The organism is Treponema phagedenis (assembly GCF_008153345.1).
In the GTDB taxonomy this organism is placed as follows: domain Bacteria; phylum Spirochaetota; class Spirochaetia; order Treponematales; family Treponemataceae; genus Treponema; species Treponema phagedenis.
Map to the genome: position 1 here is coordinate 3,057,051 of NZ_CP042818.1, position 14,645 is coordinate 3,071,695.

Here is a 14,645-nt window from a genome sequence, read left to right on the forward strand (position 1 = left end):
CATCAAATCGTTTTTTGCCGGCATCGCAAAAAGATTCAAGCTCCGATGATTTTTCTTTTTCATCGGCTAAAATATTTTTACGGGTGATCTGCTGTTTTGAATTTTTTTTTTAGAGTTTGAATCGGCAAGCATAAAGCCTTGCGCTTGCGGAGCCTCTACAATAAACGTATCCTCATCATCTTTCGGGCGCGGTAAACCGTACCGAGTGTATAAGGCCTCTTTTGAAACAGGGATTTTATTTTGTATTGCCTGCATAATTTCCGTAAACGTTGCATAGCTTTTTAAATCAAAATAACCGGACGGTGCTGCTACTCCTTCGCCGAAGTTAATCGCAACCATCCAATTAATTAATTCTTGGAATACGCCTTGCACCGCTTTTGCATCTCCATGACAAACTCGCACTAAATTTTCATCGTGCACTTCTGCTTGACTTCGTGTGCCATATGTGCCCTCTTGCGTGCTTAACGATTGCGTGGTAAGCGCAAAGCTTATTTCTTGATTGCATGTTTCAATTAATACCTTATGGTCTTGCAGAGCTCCGCTCATTTCAAGCGTCTTAATATCTTTGACATTAGAAAGAGCTAAGCCCGCGCCTCCTTCCATTTCTGAAAGGGTTTGCGAAATAGCCTGTGCTGCATTCCTTGCTTCCTCTGTGTTCGTGCTTTCAAACAATGCAACAATAGAAGGAACGCCAGCCTTTTTTGCAGCCTTAAGCCAAAACTCCCAGCCAAACTGTTTAAATCGCCACGGCCAATAACACATTAGCAAATCTGAAAAACCGTAGGGATTTTCAGCGCGCGGATTATTTCGGTAAATTAAAAATTTACATTTTTCGATAAGCGGTCTATTCTCTTTTGTTAACATCGGAACCCATATTGAACGCTGTCCCTGTTTTGTTTTTATAATTTCCGTTTTAAAAAATATTTGCTCCGGTCTTTTATTTCGAAGTGAATCGGGAATCCAGTAGCCCGCATCGTTTTGGGCCCATAAGACTTCTGAAAACGCAAAACCGTATTCAATGGCGGTTAAAAACTCTTTTACATCATTATCCCAATTAAGATTGGAGGTAAGATTATCGCGCACAAACTCATATACTTTATCGCTTGCGTTTTTTTGCTCAATTACAAAATTAAAACTTGTAACAATATCTTTCCGCAAGCGTAAATGCGAACCGATTTTTGAATCAAGCATCATTTCATCGATAAGCGAATAGAAGCTTACCTTATCGCTTATTATCTCATTCGGATTGGGAAGCTCGGCAATTACCGCTTCGAATTTATCCGGTGATATTATTTCAATGTTTAAATTATTTTTCATCTTCTTCTCCTAAAACCATGCAATGCCGCGCCGAGACGGTCAAAGCCGGATGTTAAATTAAACGCGGTAACTTCTTTAAAACCGATTTGAGAAATTTCCCACGCATAATAGAGCGCGTCCTGCAAATCGTCAAACTCCGATTTGGGATACATCGTCAATTGGTCAATTGTTTTATTCATGTTCTCTTTGAACTTAAGCATGCCGTTTTCAATAAACGGTGAAAGTGAAAGAATGCGTTCTTTTCCGATCCCTTTTGTACTGCATCCTTTAATCGGTAAGTACACACCTTTTTTGCTCGCCGCTTCCATGATGTGCTTTTTATAAATTGATTGAAAACCTACCTCTTCAAATCCGATTAAAATCGGTTTGTATAAAAGATACTTTTCAATTAATTTATTTATTGCTGAGTCAACCGAACAACACTCCGCCCATTCGTTGAGTGCATACATCATTCCATCCGAGGCGATACCTAAAGTAAAAATAGCGAACTCATCATGCTTACCGGCGGAAGGGTCAACGCCCATGTATACTTTTAAACTTGATATATCAACATGAGAAAAGCGCGTAAACCATTCAGGTTTAAAGACTCGCTCCTCATCGCTTAAGGGCTCGTTCATGTATTCGGTACTGAATGCTGCACTTCCGATTTCTTTCTTTTTTGTTTCTAGTTTTTCACTTGTCCAATAGGAAGACCAAAGGGAATCGCCTTGCGGAGTAAACGCTGCAAATCGTAAACCAATCCAGTTTTCCAATTCGCCATTTTCAATTCTTTTTAAAAGCCTACTCGGTAAATCATCTGAATGAAAGATAGTATTTATAATAATAGTAAACGTATCTTGACCGAGCGGCATAACAGCTCGCAAGAACCAATTATATATTTTTTGTCTTTGAGAAAATGTACGTGCTGCTTCATCTTTTAAAATGTCATCACAAATAATTAAGTCAGGGCGGTACTGCCTAAACTTCACGCCTCGAACGGCAGCACCCGCGCCGAATGATTTTATTGCTGTTCCGTTTTTAAACGATAAAAAATCGCTTTTCCAAATTGAGCCTTCCATTGCACCGAAGTCTTCAAAAATTATTTCGTTTCCTTCGATTTCATCTTTGATACTTTGTAAAGCTCTATTTGCCATATCTTGCGTTGCACAAAAAATACAGACAAAATTATTTTTTTTAAATAATAAACGCCATAACGGATAGGCTAAAGCCCATCGGGTTGATTTTGAAAATCCGCGCGGCTCAATATCAACAACTGCTTTTAATTTCTCAGTCGGAATTAAAAGCGAATGATATTCTTTTTTAAGAAGCGATTTTATGTTTTCAACATGCTCATTGGTGAGCGTGTGAGTGTTTGCAATATCAATTAATATTTTATGATAAGGCGCGGGCTCAGATGAAAAATAATGCGGAAGGTATGTTTTGCAAAAGTAAAAAAAATCATGCTCCGCTTTTTGAAGCCGCTCTTTTTTTTCAAGAACTTCTTTTGAATTTTCGCCTACAAGCTCATTTAAAATATCGCTCACTTTACTTCTGCCTTATCCACTATTGCGCAAAGCTTTTGTAAAAGTTCTGGATCGTTTTTGATTGCATTTTGCAATTCTTTTTTAATTTCCCCTTTTGCTTTCTCCAATGCCTTTGCTGCTTTTGTTCTGTAGTTTGAAAGTTTTAATTGAGCTTCTGCAATGCGCGCAGTAGTTAAAAGTAATTCTTTCGGGTCTTCAAATTCCAAACTATCGATTGTACGCAAATCTTTAGAGATGAGACTTGTCATTTGCATAAGGACTGCTTCGCTTGCTTCGGTGCCGGGATAGTCTTTTAAAACTTCCGCCATTGCCTTTGCAGACTCAATCGCTTTTTTTGCATCTTCAATTTCTTCTTTGTGAGATTTTATAACCCGCCGAATGCCTTCGCGGCTTAACGTAACCTTAAGGCCGAGCTCTTGTATTTTTTTATTTACTTCTTCAGTAACATAAACGATTGTGTTTTTTCCGCCTTCCCATTTTTCAATGATAAGTTCAACGAGTCCGTGCTCTTCCGCTTTACTTTTTGCGCCCATAGTTTGCCCCCTTGTTTAGTCGAGGACTATGCCGGCGTCTTTCGAGATGTTTCCTTCAAGCAGGTCAATGCCTTTTGCGGTTATTTTAAACCAGCGAACCTTTTGTTTTTCTTTGTACGGATGCGGCACTTCTTTTTTTTCCGTGTACCCTTTTTCGGTCAGGTACTCTGTTGACATTTTGATTTCTTCCGTTTCGTTATATTCATAGAAACGGTGAAATAATACTTGTTCCGGAATCCCGTCAGGGTATGTTGTCATTAAATAGTTTAAAATTTCACCGCGTAAAAACTTTTTGTTTCCTTTCATTTTTTTTTACCTCTTCTTTTTTAAATTTATTTTTTATTTTGTGATTGCCAAAGTTCAATAATCTTTTGCAGCGTACTATTATTTTGATTGATGACTAAATCTTGTAGGCGATTTATTTCAGCCCGCCAGCCTCCCATGTCTTTATAGAAATCTTCTCGCTCAAGTTTTTCTAACTTTAACGTATCAATTTCATTTTGTTGTTTTTCAATTTTTTGTTTTAATTCCGAAACATTTTTATTGAAATTTTCTTCTAAACGATTCAACCCGTTTGCAAGATTTTTTTTAAACTCATCAGAACGTGCTGCGTCCTCTGCGGCGTTTTTCATTTGCTGCTTAAAAAGATAAGAGATGACAAAAGCAATTATTGTTGTTATTGCTGTCGGTCCCCAATCTTTCGCCGCTATGATTAAACTTTCAAATCCCATTTTTTTATTTCCTTAAATACGAAAAACTAAAGCCGAGAGCTGTGCCTCCGGCAATGCAAAGCGGGATAGTCCACCACGGCACCACGCGCCACGATTGCAGGCGGTTTACTTCCTTTTCTAAATCTTTACTTAAACGTTTATAATAAGCAGCATCGGGAGAGGCGGCGAGTAGACCTTGCTTGTACCCTTCATCAAATGCGCGGTCAATACTCGTGTTCATTTCCTCAAAACAAATTGCAATAATCTTTTCAACTTCGGATTTACTATAATCCGCTTTCTTCAATTCTATTTTGAATTGCTGATGCGGCATCGCTTTTGATGTCGTCTTTGGTTGACTGTAACTCATCTGCATTGTGAGCACCAGAAACAAGATCACCTGCAGGAGTTTGATTAACTTTTTCATATTCTTTTTCCCTTTCGCCTTCCGCATTTTGTTTTGCGGCAAAAAGTATTTTTTTACATCGATGTTTATTTTTAAAAACGACATACAAAAAGCCCGCTGCCGCAGCGGAACAGGCTGCGGCAAACGCTTTCCAATGCGTTTTAAAAAAAGCAATCGCTTGTTTTAAAAGCGCTGTAATGCGTGACAAAATTTCTTGTATTCGTTTTTTAAATTTTGTACACATTCTTTTTATTTCCCTCTTCATCCGTTTCAGTTTCTTTTTTAGGATATGACGTCTCTTGTATTTTTTTCAAAATAGCTTCATAAAAAAATACACTCAATCCGAAAATAGTCGCTCCCCAAAACCACACCTCGCGGATTTTAATAAACTCGCCAAACTGTAAAAGAAACGCAAAAAGAGCGGAAAACAAAAAAGGTATCCATACGCGATAGCCTTTCAGTTTATCTTTCACATCAAGCTTTTTGATAAGTTCCGTAAAAATAACGGTGAGCAGCACCGCAATGAGTACGAATACCGGGAGGAAATTCATAAGTTCAAACATTTTTTAACTCCTTTTTTAAGCATTTATAAAATGCTTATTAAATATTTTTCAACGGCACATTTAAAATCAATCCATGCGCCGAGGTTGCCGATAAAATATCGCGGACAGTCTTTACCGGTGATGTCGAAATGCCGGTATAAATCTGTTTGCGGATTTAATGAAAATTGTTTTAACAAAGTTGCGGTAAGTACAATTGCACTTGCAAGCGTTTCCTCTGTAAATGCACCCGTCCAATTTTTATGACAAAGCTCAATGCCGATGGTGCAATTATTCGGATACGAACTTAAACGGTACTCAATGCCATCCCGATATTTCCACGCGCCGACATGATAGGCTACTTCATCAATCGGTAAACATTGCAGTACATCGCCTGTAATGCCGATGATAAAATGTGCTGAAGCGTATCTGGCTCCGTCTTTTTTTTTCTGCCGCTTTAAACTTTCAAAATAGTTTCTGTTTGCTTGTGCACTTGTTCCGGGGTTTGCAACCCAGTGAATAACCACTCCCTTAACCTCTTGCAGCTTTTGCCCTGGACGGGAAAACGGATTTACCGTTAACATTTGTTTTTCAATATTCATAAAAACATTATAAGAAAGAGAAGCGGGAAAAATCGGAGAAGAGATACATAGAAATAAAAAAACACTTTAAGATATAAAAAATCCTAAAGTGTTTTTTTACGCTGAAAAACAAAATTCTAATTGTTTATCGTTTCGTTTCTTTCGATAAACTTTTTTAAATCTGACTTGTTGATATTCCACTCCCGCTCTCCCGGGATTTTGTACGCATTTAAATTCCTCTTGTATATCAATCGACGGATAGTGATTTGGCTTACGTTGAAAACATCCGCCACCTCTTTGACGCTTAATATTGCCGGCAAGTTCTCTAACAATTCCTGCACACCGCGGATCCCTTCGCTCATAATACTCCTCCAATTCTTGTATTGTTATTTTGTAACTATTACCGATTTTAACCGCAAGCAATTCAAAACTTTCAAGCAAGTAATACACTTTCCTAACCGATACTTCTTTGTTTTCAATTTCGCTCATAATTTGAGCACATTCACAGGGCGTCAAAAACATTTTTACATCCTCTTTTTTTTAACTTTGTTTTGTATCAGGATTATATCCTGCCTTTTTGCAAATATCTCGTAAGGCAAGAATAACCTTACTTGCGTCTTTTTTGCTAAGCCATGAAATATCGTATTCGCCGGTTATTCGATACACGATTGCCCGAAGGCTCCGCTCACTTCGGTTGCGGCTTGCTAAATCCCACAAGCCCCGTATATAGTATTCTTGTTTTGAAGTTAAGCGATTAGCCCCGCCTCCTGAGCGTTTATTTTTAAATTCATAATTAGAAAGTGTGCACTTAAATCCTAAGTTTTCAAAGGCGCGCATAATTATTTTAAACTGCTCCTCGCTTTCTATTTCGCTTGCGGAATTTATATTAGCATTTAAAAGAATCGCGCGATAGTTTTCATCGTTTAACCCAAGCTCTTTTTTTGCAATATGAATAAGTGCAATTTTTTGTTTTCGCTCTCTCAACAAAATAACATCTCTCCTTAATTTGAATAAAAATACACACAGGGGAAAAAGTTTTTTCCCCTGTATGGTTTGGCTTTAAAAATTAACCGGCACTTTTAAGAAGGTCTCGATTAACCTCTTCTTTATTTGCCTCGCAAAAGAAAGTATCTTTTACCTTTCGAACGGCGTCAACTTGTGCAAGCGTTTCATCGTCAAGCTCTGCCATCTTTTCCTTGTCGGCTTCTTTTTTAAGTCGAATATAATCGGTCAGCCCGAGTTTTTCCAGAAGACCGACTGTCGTTTTTGTTTTAATACTAATGCTTGTCGATTTTCTAAATCCGAAAGTTCCGAATGTAAGCTCAATCGTTTTTTTATCGATGAATAATTCATCACGATTGTATTCGGCGAAGGCTCCAATTTTTGCGGCAAGCTCTGCAATTTGCTTTCGCTTTCCCTCGCCGTCTTTTGCTGCCCGCTCTTTAATTGCGCTTATCTCTTTATTTGATTTTGCGTCAATTAAATCAAGTTCATGTTCGAGAAGTCCGATAGTTTTAAGTGCGCTATTGACTTCCTCAATCGATTCAATTTTTCCCGTACTCGGTTTGTACTTCGCCATTATAAAACCTCCTAAAGTTTTATGTTTATTTTTTTTATCTTTTACGCCGCAGGCGGTTCATCACCGCCATCGATGTAAAATTCATTTTTTAAAATCTGCCTTATTTCAAAGACAATATTTTTAATTTCCACACAACAATCGCGCGGGTTTTTTTGTAAAATCCCCGAAGTTGCCGTATTTTCAATTTCAAAAAGTTTGCTATCAAGCAAGCTATATGCGTCAGCACTTACTTTCATATTCTCACCTCCTGCCGATATGTTTTAATCCAAACGGCGTGTCTTCAGGTTCAGGAATTACGCCCTCATCTTCGCACCGCTCTATTTTTTCAAAATACTTTTCAAAAACAATTTGCACTTCGTTTCGCATGGTAAGCCATTCAAGTTCGGGAAGCCCCGCAGGTTTAGTCAGGCGAATATCCGCAATTGAAATTCTGCCGTAGCCTTTCCTGAAGCCCCAAACCGTGCCGTCCTCAACATTCACGCGATACTTCTTGAGTTGTATTCCGCTTAAAGGATTGCGCTTAAATATTTCGGCAAGTTCCGCATCGTATGCTTCTTTCTCTTCGCCTGCGGTAAATACCTCTTCATACTCTTCTTCCGGAGGTGGTAAGGCTTTTTTAACCGCAATGCCCGCTTCTGCGTACGCTTGCATAATGGTAAGGTTTTCCAAGCGTTCGGGATCCTGATAGAAAAACACAAAAAGCTTTTTATAGTTCAAACACGTTTGCCACGAGATTTTTAAATCCTTTGTTACCCAATCAACAAACGCTTGTCTGCCTTTTGAATTGTTCGCTTCAACGGTGTATAAAATTTTCCCAATTTCAAAAGCCCGCAATGTTGCCGTTGTTAAAACTTTTACAAGATCGTTTTGTAAACTCAAAACCTTGTTTGTAGTTTTTTTGTTAATGCCTAAATCAGCCGGTACATCTTTTTTTTCGCTCATATCAACCCCCTATATAATTTCTGCGTAAAATCATTTTGCCGGCCATTTCGATTATTTCAACATTGGGCATTTCAAGTTTGTTTGCTCCCATGATGTTTTGCGCGCGGTTTATAATTTTTACAAACTGGCGTACATCTCGTTTTGAAATCTCATAAATGGCTTCCGTAATTTCTTGCGAAACTTCAGGCCACACACTCTCGGCTATTTTTTCCGCATCCGCTTTTGTAAGTCCTCGCAATTCCAAAAATACCCCGATGCGACTTTCAAGCTGGCGGTGGTCATTCTTTAAGTTTTGAATGCGGGCAGCAAGCCCGGGAAGTCCTATCAACACAAGACCCGTTTCTCCTAAATCGTTAATGAGCCTGCGGCTAAACTCTAAGGCATCATCGCGAAGACTATCCGCTTCATCAATAATTACAATTGCTTCTTTTTCCGCTAACGCCTCACTTACCATATCAACGAGGTTATCAAACTTAACGCGATACGTATTTAGTCCTATTTGCCGCGCAATCTCTTCGGTCATGCGTTTTTTGCTCATCGCTCCGGAGCACTTAATCAAAATAGAAGTGCGCGGGTTGTCGCGAACGTATTGCTCGGCTGTTGTTGTCTTTCCGCTTCCGGCATCTCCTACAATAAGGGCGATGTCCTTTTCATCGTGCGCAAGCCGAATTGCCCGGCTCATTTGCCGCATCGCAGTGGTTTCAATTATTGCGACATGTTTTTTGCCGGCGTTTTCGGTTTTGCGCGCAATCCATTTGATTATTGCCTCTTCAACTTTTACAACATCGCCGCGGTACGTGTCATTTAAATATTGACTTAATACACTCGATGTGTAACCCATTTCTTTTGCCGCTTTCGTTTGACTTATGTCAAAACGCAGCAGCGCTTCCTTCAACCTTTCTTTAACTGAAAGATTATCAATCGAAACATCACTCATTCTCATTCCTCCTATGATGTTAGTATTTGTAAATCATCCGCATCAAAATAATTTTGATACTTGCCCTTTTTAGGTTCAGTTTCTTTTTCTTCTTTTTCAGGCTCTTCAAGCTGCGGAATGTAAGAATCGATTTGCGGCGTTTCAATGCCGGTTGCTTCCATCGCAATTTCAAGCATGTTTTTAGGTTTAAACGAAAGCCGCTCAAGCGGATTGTCTTTTACAAAAGCGCGCACCTTTTTGCGCACCGATTGCACAAACTCCATGTCCGCTTCTGTATTGCCTGTTTCAATAAACATGCCCGCATACGCCCGGCATAAAACCTTGCCCTTTGAATCGCAGACGAGCACTTCATTTTTATTGGTGAGATTTAACCGCGCCATTACTTGTTGCCCCGTTAAGCCCCGCAGCTCCTCAGCCCAATATTCGGTGCTGCCAATTCGAATGCCGTTTCTCGAAACGGTGCGCACCTCCGCCTTCGTGAGCGCAAGCTCTACCGTTTCCATATCGGGGGCGCGCAAGTTCTCAGGTAAGTTTTCTAAAAAAGCCTGCTCAGGCGTTAGCCCTTTTCGCCCCTTTGCATTGCTAACCCATTCGGTATTGTACCAATGCACCCAGTGGACGAATTCGTTTACAACATCAGCCCATTCGCTTACATCATCCCGCTTTGCCTTGCCGTTTATTGCTCTCCAAAAAAGCCGCTGCTCGTCAACACGAGCGCTCGTATTGCTGCCAATATAGTTCCCGGTATTCTTTGAGTAATACTCTTCGAGAACCCCGTAGAACCGCTCTTGAACGCCTTTCGATTGCCCATGGAACGGCGTTGCATAAATTAATTTACTGCCGCAGGTTACAATTGCTCCGGTGATAAGCACTTCCTCTTCTCGCTCAACTCCGGCCGCATCAAAGACTTTCATGCGCGCACTCTGACCCTTGATTACTTTACCCTTGTAGTCCTTGCCGTTGTCGACGTGCACAACTAAAGGAATTCCGAAGCGCACAATCATCATGTAGTACGCGGCGAGAATTGTTTGACTTGAAGGGTTTGTGTTCACGCACCAACCTAAAACCGCCCCGCTTCGCATATCAATAAAAGTACTTACCCATGGCCGCACTAGCTTTCCCTTGTACTTAACCACGCGATCTAATATATGGTGATCCCCCTGCACATGCTCCATGCTTTTGTATAGCGGTTTGTTTCGCTCAATGTACGGCAGGTGCCGCGCTTCAAAGAAAGTTTCGCCTTTGCGGTACCGGTCAACTTGTGCAGGCGGTAAACTTTTTAAATACCGATAACAAACCTGATACGTTGCCGTTGTATCCGGCAAGTTTGCTTTAAGTGCAAGGAAGCAGTGATTAATGCTTCGTCTGTTAATGTCTAAATAAAAATGTTTGAGTACATCTTTTTCTTCGTCGGTTAAACTTGCCCCGCTGCCTCCGCGGCTATTGCCGGAAGAGTATAGCGGGGTTATTCCTGAAATCCCGCTTTGCGTAAACTCACTTAACCAGCGGTAAAAGGTGCGCTCGCTTAAATGCTTGCCGTATGCCTCTTTTAATGCAAGGGAAATTTCCCCTGCATTAAACGCCTTACAAAACTCCTTCGCCGAAAGCTCGGCGGTGTTGTATGCGTTTATGATTGACATTCTAAGCTTTGCAACATCTCGCTCCGATTCGGTAACTTGTGTAAATAACTGCCCCGATTCGCTTTGCGTTTTTGTTGCTACCTCTCGGGCAGAAAGAACGGCAAGCTGCACATCTTCGCTCATGCTTTCGGTTATCCAAAACTTGCCGCCCTGCCTTTTAACGTACTGCCATTTTTCCCGCCCCGCTTTTTCTAATAACGCTTTGCGGCTTATGCTTAAAATATCCGCCATATCTTTTGTTGATACTTTCATGCAACACGCCCCCCGTTACTTTCAATTTGTTTTTTGTTCATCTTTGCAAGTTCTAAAGGAGTACGTACAGTAAAGAGTTCGGCGGCGGGCCTTTTTAAAAAGGCTGCAATACGAGTTTCTGCCTTTCTACTTAAGCGGGTACCGTTGATTATTTCCGATAGGCTTGTATAATTCATTTTTAACCGTTTCGCTAATTCGGAAACGCTTCGAATACCCGCGTCAAACATAGCCCGCTCTACCTTTTGTTTACGCTCAAGGTCAAAGGGGTACGGTCTACTTGTTACCGCGTATTTTTCCAAAATTAAAAAATCATCAAGAGGTACAGTGCTGTTGTCCATAGTGATTCCTCCTTACATGTTGTTTTCCTCCGTTAGGTGAAGTTTCCCAAAGCCCCGCTTCCGGAGTTGAACCGGAATAAAAACCCTTGCGGGGCAACCTTCGGGCGCAAGGCTCGAAGGTATAAAACCATCTTAAAATTTGCTATAATTAATTCGCCAAAAAAAACTATAAAAATTTTAGGAGTGGTGTTTTTTATGAGTAATGAGTTAGCAATAATTATTGCAGCAGGTATAACCGTAGGCGGAAGTGTGTTAATATTTGCTCTTAATTCTTTGTTTAACTTTTTCGCAAACGCTCGGGCTCGCAAGGAACGATTGTTTTATGAAGTATTCCCAAAACGAATCGAGTTTTATCACGAGCTTTCTGCTGCAATGGTCAAGTTCATTTATGAGTACCCGGATTTGGATTTCTGTTCGCTTATCGCTTTTGATAAATTCATCGAGGAACTCAGCGTACAACTCGTCGATTTTCTCAACCGGGGTGTACTCATTGCAAGTAAAGATGTGTGTAAATATATCGCCGATCTCCATCGTATCGTTTCGGCGACTAAAATTATTAATAACGCATTGTTGCTCGGAAAGGATTCCGGCAACTCCGATAATACCGCCGAAAAGCTCAAAAAAAGCCTCCTCACTCTTAGCCAGCCGCATTATCAAAATATTCTTGCACAAATACGAATTGAGACAGGCCAGGAAATCGTAGACAATTATTGTTTTAATCTTAACAAAAAAGATATAAAGCGGCTCAGAAAGTTGTATAAGAAGATGGAACAAAATCAGTAAATTGTTTGCAATTAAAATAATCGCAAGAAAAAAATAAATATTCATTTTTTATTTTCTCCTAACATTCCTCCGTATACCCCGCCGCATCCACTGCGGCGGGGATTGTGCTTACATCAAAGTTTCCTCAATGAGTTTTTTAAACCTCAATAAATCATCATCCGATAGCGTTTCAGTTCCTCGCTTAATTTGCTCAAAATTACTGCAATCGCTTAAGTTGCAAGTTGAGGTGATTCCCTTCCCTGTTTGTTTTTTAGAAAAGATATTTGCGCCGTATTCTAATCCGCCATTTAAAAACTTAGTTATTAATTCAAGAGATATTGAAAGTCCGTCTTCTTTTTTTTGTAAGGGAATACTTAAATATTCCTTTGTTTTTCCCACGGCTTCTTCAAAAGAATTGCTGTAAAAATACTCTCCCATAAGTCCGTGATTACTCGTAAAACCAAGGTACTCCGTTTTAAAAATATATCCGCCATGTTCTTTGATAATCGCATCCAATCCCGACTCATCATTTGCCGCGATTAAATCGTCAATCTTTTTTGTTAAATTCATTTTCATTCCTCCTACATCAACTCTTCCTCAATGCGGTTTTTAAAATCCCACAAATCATATTCCGGCAATGTTTTAATTTTTTCTTGAATACTTCTAACAGTGTAGGGAATGGTAAGCTCATTGCTTTTTTTAACCGCTTCTTTTGTTTGTTCCTGCAAAAAAACAATACTGCCGGAATACAGTCCGTTCGGTGAGATGTCGCTTATTAAGCGAAGGTATACGGAACATTGTTTTTCATCTTGTTCAAAAGGATAGCCGCAATATGTTTTTGTAATTTTCAGTGATTCATCAAAATCGTTGGTTAAGATATTTATGTATCTTGTTGTTGTACTATCGTCCTTTGCTATGAAATCTATGCTGAAAATATATCCGCCACATTTGGCAATAAGTTTTTGAAGCTTCGACTTAGACTTTTTACGAACCAAGTCGTCAATAATTTTAGTTAAATCCATGTTTATTCCTCCGTTCGGGAAGTATCCCGATGCCCCGCTTCCGGATTTGAACCGGAATAAAAACCCTTGCGGGGCTCTTGCCGTTTTTTTATTTTGATTAAGAAAGCAGCACATCGGCATTGACTGTTAAGGATAGTCATGGTGTACTTATCCTTTTTTCTTTCTTAATCAGATTTTATTTTTTCCCTCACGCACTTGAAAAAAATAAAATCGCTTTTCAAAAATCAGCTTGACTTATGGAGTCCTGCGCTTACTCCCCGTCTTTATTTTTTCCGATTTTTCCGTTATAATCGGAAATGGTAACAGGTGTTGCCGTTTTTAGTGACCTTAGCTATATAAAATGGTAACAAGTGCTGCCATTTTATGAATGCTAGTATTTTGATTCGGTGAATAGCTGTTGCTATTTGTTTAATCTACTATAAAGCGGTTACGATTGTTACCGATATAATTACAGTATACAACATTTCGTTTAAATGTCAAGCGTATTTTCGACAAATTGTTGAAAAATATTATAAATTTACAACAAAACGGAGTAAAATAAATGATTGGAGACAGATTAAAAAAAATTAGAGAGAAAAAAGGCTTAAATCAAGGTGAATTTGCTGCTTTTTTAGGGGTAAGTCAGCAAAATTTAAGTCATTATGAGAATAATAAACGGGATATATCTGAAACAGTAAAAATAAAATTACAACAAAATGGCGTAAATTTAAACTGGCTCTTAACCGGCACAGGAGAGCCTTTTTTAAATGGAGATTCTGAACCGGATAAACCAGCTATTTTACAGGAACTTGAAAACACAGCACTAAATGCTACGGCCTCTAAATTTGCCGATTATGATGAGCGACTAAACGCCATAGAACAAGAGCAGCAAAAACTCCGGCAAGAGTGGGAAGAAATTATACAATTATATTCTCCTGAAAACATGAAAAAGCCGGAGAATCCTCGTAAGTCAATTATTCGCACAATGGGTTCAACCGGTGAAGTGCACGAGCGGCTTGCCTATTACGGCACGGACGGCGAAGAGGAAGAAACGGAAGATTTACCTCTTGCCGAAAACCTTGCGGCGGGCTTTCCTATAGAAGCTTTCAACGAGTATAAAACCTACCCGGTGCCGAAACGCTTTTTAAAAAAGAGGCATAAATATTGCGTGGCAAAAATTAAGGGTACCAGCATGACAGCGGCGGGAATTGCGGACGGCAGCCATGTATTATTAGAATACTACAACAGCCCGGTAAACGGTTCAATTATGGTCGTAAAATATGGAGAAAATACCACGTTAAAACGACTCCACCAAACAGATGAGGGAGAGTGGCAGCTGTTGTTTGAAGACGGCAGCGGGGCGATAATTCCTCTTAAAGAAGGCGATTGGGAGGCAAAAGCTAAATTTATAGCCGTTTTGTAAAAACGGCTTTTAACGCGCTTTAAACCGAAAAAGGCTAAAATGATAGCCTTAAATCTTTCGAACGTTTTTTAAACGGCATTACGCAGCTGTGGGCAGGGTTTAAGGGCGATGAGGGATTGTAAATTCAGGAAATTTGAGGTATAATTAGGTAGTGATAATAAACAA

General features: G+C 39.7%; 21 protein-coding genes. 2 read left to right on the plus strand and 19 right to left on the minus strand.

The genetic code is table 11. The features are described 5' to 3' along the window. Positions 1-66: 66 nt before the first annotated feature. From FUT79_RS13430 to FUT79_RS13510, 17 genes are all read right to left on the minus strand, one after another. Positions 67-1,317 (minus strand): phage portal protein family protein, encoded by a 1,251-nt coding sequence (locus FUT79_RS13430; protein WP_044634727.1) that lies wholly within the window; start codon positions 1,315-1,317, stop codon positions 67-69. Next, on the minus strand, positions 1,314-2,840 hold the full coding sequence (locus FUT79_RS13435; protein WP_002696334.1) for a hypothetical protein: 1,527 nt from the start codon (positions 2,838-2,840) through the stop codon (positions 1,314-1,316). The genes FUT79_RS13430 and FUT79_RS13435 overlap by 4 nt, the downstream gene beginning before the upstream one ends. Further along, positions 2,837-3,373 (minus strand): phage protein Gp27 family protein, encoded by a 537-nt coding sequence (locus tag FUT79_RS13440; RefSeq protein ID WP_002696333.1) that lies wholly within the window; start codon positions 3,371-3,373, stop codon positions 2,837-2,839. Before FUT79_RS13440 ends, FUT79_RS13435 begins: the two co-directional genes overlap by 4 nt. 15 nt (positions 3,374-3,388) lie before the next feature. Continuing rightward, positions 3,389-3,679, minus strand: coding sequence for a hypothetical protein (locus FUT79_RS13445; protein WP_024751680.1), 291 nt, complete (start codon positions 3,677-3,679; stop codon positions 3,389-3,391). Positions 3,680-3,705: 26 nt separating this feature from the next. After that, positions 3,706-4,104: a hypothetical protein gene (locus FUT79_RS13450; protein WP_148879273.1), complete on the minus strand. Its 399-nt coding sequence runs from the start codon at positions 4,102-4,104 to the stop codon at positions 3,706-3,708. Positions 4,105-4,108: 4 nt separating this feature from the next. Continuing rightward, positions 4,109-4,387, minus strand: coding sequence for a hypothetical protein (locus FUT79_RS13455; RefSeq protein ID WP_238569973.1), 279 nt, complete (start codon positions 4,385-4,387; stop codon positions 4,109-4,111). Next, positions 4,368-4,730, minus strand: coding sequence for a hypothetical protein (locus FUT79_RS13460; RefSeq protein ID WP_024751775.1), 363 nt, complete (start codon positions 4,728-4,730; stop codon positions 4,368-4,370). The genes FUT79_RS13455 and FUT79_RS13460 overlap by 20 nt, the downstream gene beginning before the upstream one ends. Further along, positions 4,714-5,049, minus strand: coding sequence for a hypothetical protein (locus FUT79_RS13465; protein ID WP_024751776.1), 336 nt, complete (start codon positions 5,047-5,049; stop codon positions 4,714-4,716). The genes FUT79_RS13460 and FUT79_RS13465 overlap by 17 nt, the downstream gene beginning before the upstream one ends. Positions 5,050-5,072: 23 nt before the next feature. Further along, on the minus strand, positions 5,073-5,627 hold the full coding sequence (locus tag FUT79_RS13470) for a peptidoglycan recognition protein family protein (RefSeq protein WP_024751777.1): 555 nt from the start codon (positions 5,625-5,627) through the stop codon (positions 5,073-5,075). Between the two features lie 96 nt (positions 5,628-5,723). Continuing rightward, positions 5,724-6,128 (minus strand): helix-turn-helix domain-containing protein, encoded by a 405-nt coding sequence (locus tag FUT79_RS15645; RefSeq protein ID WP_024751778.1) that lies wholly within the window; start codon positions 6,126-6,128, stop codon positions 5,724-5,726. A gap of 18 nt (positions 6,129-6,146) precedes the next feature. After that, positions 6,147-6,590 (minus strand): regulatory protein GemA, encoded by a 444-nt coding sequence (locus FUT79_RS13480; RefSeq protein ID WP_244951102.1) that lies wholly within the window; start codon positions 6,588-6,590, stop codon positions 6,147-6,149. 82 nt (positions 6,591-6,672) lie between these two features. Further along, positions 6,673-7,185 carry a host-nuclease inhibitor Gam family protein gene (locus tag FUT79_RS13485; protein ID WP_002696309.1) on the minus strand — a complete coding sequence of 171 codons (513 nt, stop codon included), beginning with the start codon at positions 7,183-7,185 and terminating at the stop codon, positions 6,673-6,675. 41 nt (positions 7,186-7,226) lie between these two features. After that, positions 7,227-7,421: a hypothetical protein gene (locus FUT79_RS13490; protein ID WP_002696308.1), complete on the minus strand. Its 195-nt coding sequence runs from the start codon at positions 7,419-7,421 to the stop codon at positions 7,227-7,229. A gap of 4 nt (positions 7,422-7,425) precedes the next feature. Next, on the minus strand, positions 7,426-8,127 hold the full coding sequence (locus tag FUT79_RS13495; protein WP_148889734.1) for a hypothetical protein: 702 nt from the start codon (positions 8,125-8,127) through the stop codon (positions 7,426-7,428). 1 nt (position 8,128) lies between these two features. Further along, positions 8,129-9,070 carry an AAA family ATPase gene (locus tag FUT79_RS13500; RefSeq protein WP_244951103.1) on the minus strand — a complete coding sequence of 314 codons (942 nt, stop codon included), beginning with the start codon at positions 9,068-9,070 and terminating at the stop codon, positions 8,129-8,131. A 5-nt stretch (positions 9,071-9,075) separates the two neighbouring features. Beyond that, entirely contained in the window at positions 9,076-10,956 is a 1,881-nt protein-coding gene (locus FUT79_RS13505; RefSeq protein WP_148889270.1) for a Mu transposase C-terminal domain-containing protein, read from the minus strand. After that, on the minus strand, positions 10,953-11,294 hold the full coding sequence (locus FUT79_RS13510; RefSeq protein ID WP_148878638.1) for a helix-turn-helix domain-containing protein: 342 nt from the start codon (positions 11,292-11,294) through the stop codon (positions 10,953-10,955). The genes FUT79_RS13505 and FUT79_RS13510 overlap by 4 nt, the downstream gene beginning before the upstream one ends. Before the next feature lie 195 nt (positions 11,295-11,489). On the opposite strand from FUT79_RS13510, the gene FUT79_RS13515 reads away from it, so the two are divergent. After that, positions 11,490-12,077 carry a hypothetical protein gene (locus tag FUT79_RS13515; protein ID WP_148889173.1) on the plus strand — a complete coding sequence of 196 codons (588 nt, stop codon included), beginning with the start codon at positions 11,490-11,492 and terminating at the stop codon, positions 12,075-12,077. Positions 12,078-12,185: 108 nt separating this feature from the next. Here FUT79_RS13515 and FUT79_RS13520 read toward each other — a convergent pair whose 3' ends face one another. Together FUT79_RS13520 and FUT79_RS13525 are read right to left on the minus strand one after the other, a co-directional pair. After that, on the minus strand, positions 12,186-12,632 hold the full coding sequence (locus FUT79_RS13520) for a hypothetical protein (protein WP_148889735.1): 447 nt from the start codon (positions 12,630-12,632) through the stop codon (positions 12,186-12,188). A gap of 5 nt (positions 12,633-12,637) precedes the next feature. Continuing rightward, the gene (locus FUT79_RS13525) at positions 12,638-13,078 is read right to left on the minus strand and encodes a hypothetical protein (RefSeq protein WP_148889736.1); all 441 of its coding nucleotides are present in this window, start codon (positions 13,076-13,078) and stop codon (positions 12,638-12,640) included. Positions 13,079-13,619: 541 nt separating this feature from the next. Here FUT79_RS13525 and FUT79_RS13530 point away from each other — a divergent pair. Further along, a complete protein-coding gene (locus FUT79_RS13530) occupies positions 13,620-14,480 on the plus strand; it encodes a helix-turn-helix domain-containing protein (protein ID WP_044634739.1) in 861 nt (286 codons plus the stop codon). Positions 14,481-14,645: the final 165 nt, after the last annotated feature.

What these genes read in the sequence shown, in the direction of transcription:
- FUT79_RS13430 (WP_044634727.1), bottom strand. Translation starts at nt 1,317, where the DNA reads ATGAAAAATAATTTAAACATTGAAATAATATCACCGGATAAATTCGAA.
- FUT79_RS13490 (WP_002696308.1), bottom strand. Translation starts at nt 7,421, where the DNA reads ATGAAAGTAAGTGCTGACGCATATAGCTTGCTTGATAGCAAACTTTTT.
- FUT79_RS13445 (WP_024751680.1), bottom strand. Translation starts at nt 3,679, where the DNA reads ATGAAAGGAAACAAAAAGTTTTTACGCGGTGAAATTTTAAACTATTTA.
- FUT79_RS13500 (WP_244951103.1), bottom strand. Translation starts at nt 9,070, where the DNA reads ATGAGAATGAGTGATGTTTCGATTGATAATCTTTCAGTTAAAGAAAGG.
- FUT79_RS13510 (WP_148878638.1), bottom strand. Translation starts at nt 11,294, where the DNA reads ATGGACAACAGCACTGTACCTCTTGATGATTTTTTAATTTTGGAAAAA.
- FUT79_RS13495 (WP_148889734.1), bottom strand. Translation starts at nt 8,127, where the DNA reads ATGAGCGAAAAAAAAGATGTACCGGCTGATTTAGGCATTAACAAAAAA.
- FUT79_RS13460 (WP_024751775.1), bottom strand. Translation starts at nt 4,730, where the DNA reads ATGTGTACAAAATTTAAAAAACGAATACAAGAAATTTTGTCACGCATT.
- FUT79_RS13530 (WP_044634739.1), top strand. Translation starts at nt 13,620, where the DNA reads ATGATTGGAGACAGATTAAAAAAAATTAGAGAGAAAAAAGGCTTAAAT.
- FUT79_RS13520 (WP_148889735.1), bottom strand. Translation starts at nt 12,632, where the DNA reads ATGAAAATGAATTTAACAAAAAAGATTGACGATTTAATCGCGGCAAAT.
- FUT79_RS13465 (WP_024751776.1), bottom strand. Translation starts at nt 5,049, where the DNA reads ATGTTTGAACTTATGAATTTCCTCCCGGTATTCGTACTCATTGCGGTG.
- FUT79_RS13505 (WP_148889270.1), bottom strand. Translation starts at nt 10,956, where the DNA reads ATGAAAGTATCAACAAAAGATATGGCGGATATTTTAAGCATAAGCCGC.
- FUT79_RS13485 (WP_002696309.1), bottom strand. Translation starts at nt 7,185, where the DNA reads ATGGCGAAGTACAAACCGAGTACGGGAAAAATTGAATCGATTGAGGAA.
- FUT79_RS13470 (WP_024751777.1), bottom strand. Translation starts at nt 5,627, where the DNA reads ATGAATATTGAAAAACAAATGTTAACGGTAAATCCGTTTTCCCGTCCA.
- FUT79_RS13515 (WP_148889173.1), top strand. Translation starts at nt 11,490, where the DNA reads ATGAGTAATGAGTTAGCAATAATTATTGCAGCAGGTATAACCGTAGGC.
- FUT79_RS13525 (WP_148889736.1), bottom strand. Translation starts at nt 13,078, where the DNA reads ATGGATTTAACTAAAATTATTGACGACTTGGTTCGTAAAAAGTCTAAG.
- FUT79_RS13450 (WP_148879273.1), bottom strand. Translation starts at nt 4,104, where the DNA reads ATGGGATTTGAAAGTTTAATCATAGCGGCGAAAGATTGGGGACCGACA.
- FUT79_RS13440 (WP_002696333.1), bottom strand. Translation starts at nt 3,373, where the DNA reads ATGGGCGCAAAAAGTAAAGCGGAAGAGCACGGACTCGTTGAACTTATC.
- FUT79_RS15645 (WP_024751778.1), bottom strand. Translation starts at nt 6,128, where the DNA reads ATGTTTTTGACGCCCTGTGAATGTGCTCAAATTATGAGCGAAATTGAA.